Here is a 2,809-nt window from a genome sequence, read left to right as displayed (position 1 = left end):
GGGCGATGAGCAAGCGGCTTAAAAGCTGTAAACTGCTGTAAAGGAATAGAGCAGACTGTTGACGAATTTTTAAGAAAGAAAGACCAACCGGCACAGCAATGAAGGGGGGAGCATAATGCCATTAGAAATCGTACGTAACGACATAACGAAAATGCAGGTGGATGCCATAGTTAATACAGCGAACCCCCAGCCTATAGTAGGTGGTGGCGTTGACCGGGCAATACATAAGGCGGCGGGTGCAGAGCTATTGGCAGCGCGGAAGAAAATCGGTGCCATAAATACAGGCATGGTGGCGATTACACCGGCCTATGGACTTCACGCCAAGTTCGTTATCCACACGGTAGGCCCAGTTTGGCAGGATGGAAAGCATGAGGAACGAGAGTTGCTGGCCAACTGTTATGCAAATTCCTTACAGCTGGCAGCTGACAACAAATGCGTCTCTATAGCTTTCCCGCTTATCTCGGCAGGGGTATTTGGCTGTCCATCGGAGATTGCCATTGCAGTGGCAATCCAGGCTATACGTGACTTCCTTCATGACCATGATATGGATGTCTACCTTGTGGTGTTTGACCATAAGGCGTTCAAAATCTCCAGCAGCCTGTTTGAGGATGTACAAAGCTATCTGGATGCGAGATATGTAGAGAAATTGCTGGACGAGGAATACAGGGATGATTATCGGGATAGGCGCGGTTTTCTGGAGTCACAAACCTATTGGGGAGATGAATCATGTGCTGGTGAAGCATCAGATATGCCCAAAATCCTCAAGTCTGAGAAAAAGCGTTCATTGGAGGATTTGTTGGCCAAAGTGGACGATACCTTCTCAGAGGCACTGCTGCGACTGATAGATGTTAAGGGCAAGACTGATCCCGAAGTTTATAAGAAGGCCAATGTCGACCGCAAGCTCTTCTCGAAAATCCGAAATAATCCCGCCTACAAGCCCAGCAAGTCCACGGCTTTGGCCTTTGCGGTGGCTTTGGAGCTGAATCTTGATGAGACAAAGGACTTTATAGGGCGGGCAGGGTATGCCCTTTCCCATAGCAGCAAGGCAGACATCATCGTAGAATACTTCATTCAGCACGAGGAGTTTGACATCATCACCATCAACGAAACACTCTTTACCTTCGAGCAGCCACTCCTTGGCTGTTGATCTGTCGCATGGCAGGCGACCATACCAGCATAGACTCTTGCTAGAATATAATCATCGAAGGAAAAAGGAGTGATTGCTATGCTGGGCGCAATTGTTGGTGACATTGTAGGGTCTGTTTATGAGTGGCACAACATCAAGACAAAGGAGTTCCCTTTTTTCAGGGAGGACTGTTTCTTCACGGATGATACGGTCATGACCTGTGCTGTAGCTGAGGCTATCATGAATGGCGGGGATAGGTATGACTTTGTTGATGCCATGAAGAAATATGGCAGGATGTATCCGGATGCCGGCTATGGCGGCAGGTTCGGGACGTGGCTGTTTTCGGATAATCGTGAGCCGTATGACAGCTTTGGCAATGGCTCAGCCATGCGGGTGGCTCCCTGTGCTTGGATTATGGACTGCGGTTTCTGTGCCAGAACGGGAATGTGGCCGTCAAACGGCAGAGCCGCAGCAAGGTTGTCTGCGGAGGTTACTCATAACCATCCAGAGGGCATAAAAGGAGCCATGGCAACTGCTGATGCAATATTCATGAACCGATTTAACTTTGGCGGATATTCCCTTGATCACGGAAAGCCTGTCAATGATAATCCGGCAGAATGCAAAAGGCTCGTCAAGGAGTATATCGAGAAGGAGTATGGCTACGATTTGTCCCGTACCCTGGATGAGATTCGTCCTGGCTACCAGTTTAACGAAACTTGTCAAGATACCGTGCCACAGGCCATAATCGCATTTCTTGAAAGCACGGACTTTGAGGATGCGATTCGCAACGCCATATCCCTTGGCGGTGACAGTGACACGCTGGCGGCCATTACAGGCAGCATTGCTGAAGCTGCCTATGGCGTTCCGGCCTGGATTAAGGATAAGGCATATTCCTATTTGGATGAGCCCCTGAAGGAAGTATTGCGGCGGTGGCGAAATTATATCGTATCGCTGAAGACAGTGACAAGCAAAAGCACAGGTGGTGCCAAATAAGGGAGAAGTCCTGCATGCTCGGCAGGACTTTTTCATGTGAACAACGAATTGTATTAAAATATGCTAAATAACGGACTTTCGGGACTGCCGAATGATAGGAGATGCGATTATGCAGACGAATGATACACCCATCAATGACCTCATGCACGACATCGAAAAAGGAAAAATTCAGCTTCCCGATTTTCAGAGGGGCTGGGTTTGGGACGATAACAGGATCAAGGGGCTGCTTGCAAGCATTACCCAGAATTTTCCCATTGGCGCTACGATGTTCCTGAAATACGGTAACGACAATGTCCGCTTTAAATATCGCATGATTGAAGGGACAGCGCCCGTCACCGCGATACCGGAGCAACTGATTTTAGATGGCCAGCAGCGGCTGACGTCCATCTATGCTGCCTTGTGCAGCAGCCAGCCAGTCAATACCAGGACGGATAAGGGCGACAGCATTCGGCGATATTATTACATTGACATTGAAAAAGCCCTGGATTCTGCTGTTGACCGCGTGGATGCCATCATCTCCGTGCCGGATACCAAGAAGATTACGAGCGACTTTGGCAGGAAGATTGAGCTGGATGTAACGACACCTGAAAAGGAATAGATGGAGTAGCTGGATGGGGGCGGAGTCCCCAAAACCATCGCAGACGCTCATTTCAATTAAAATGCGGCCAGGAATCTTCTCACTTCAGTCAG

Annotated in this window: 3 protein-coding genes; all 3 read left to right on the top strand. The window is 49.0% G+C overall.

Annotated features, from left to right (window positions below; translation table 11 throughout):
- Window positions 1-115: 115 nt before the first annotated feature.
- The 3 genes from DWX75_RS11845 to DWX75_RS11835 all read left to right on the top strand — a co-directional run bounded on the left by DWX75_RS11845 (window position 116) and on the right by DWX75_RS11835 (window position 2,717).
- The gene (locus DWX75_RS11845; protein ID WP_118016513.1) at window positions 116-1,147 is read left to right on the top strand and encodes a macro domain-containing protein; all 1,032 of its coding nucleotides are present in this window, start codon (window positions 116-118) and stop codon (window positions 1,145-1,147) included.
- A gap of 78 nt (window positions 1,148-1,225) precedes the next feature.
- On the top strand, window positions 1,226-2,119 hold the full coding sequence (locus DWX75_RS11840) for an ADP-ribosylglycohydrolase family protein (protein ID WP_118016512.1): 894 nt from the start codon (window positions 1,226-1,228) through the stop codon (window positions 2,117-2,119).
- Window positions 2,120-2,228: 109 nt separating this feature from the next.
- A complete protein-coding gene (locus tag DWX75_RS11835; protein ID WP_118016511.1) occupies window positions 2,229-2,717 on the top strand; it encodes a DUF262 domain-containing protein in 489 nt (162 codons plus the stop codon).
- Window positions 2,718-2,809: the final 92 nt, after the last annotated feature.

Source organism: Mitsuokella sp. AF21-1AC (genome assembly GCF_003458855.1).
Taxonomy (GTDB): Bacteria; Bacillota; Negativicutes; order Selenomonadales; family Selenomonadaceae; genus Mitsuokella.
This window is presented reverse-complemented; position numbering and strand designations above follow the sequence as displayed.

What these genes read in the sequence shown, in the direction of transcription:
- DWX75_RS11845 (WP_118016513.1), top strand. Translation starts at nt 116, where the DNA reads ATGCCATTAGAAATCGTACGTAACGACATAACGAAAATGCAGGTGGAT.
- DWX75_RS11840 (WP_118016512.1), top strand. Translation starts at nt 1,226, where the DNA reads ATGCTGGGCGCAATTGTTGGTGACATTGTAGGGTCTGTTTATGAGTGG.
- DWX75_RS11835 (WP_118016511.1), top strand. Translation starts at nt 2,229, where the DNA reads ATGCAGACGAATGATACACCCATCAATGACCTCATGCACGACATCGAA.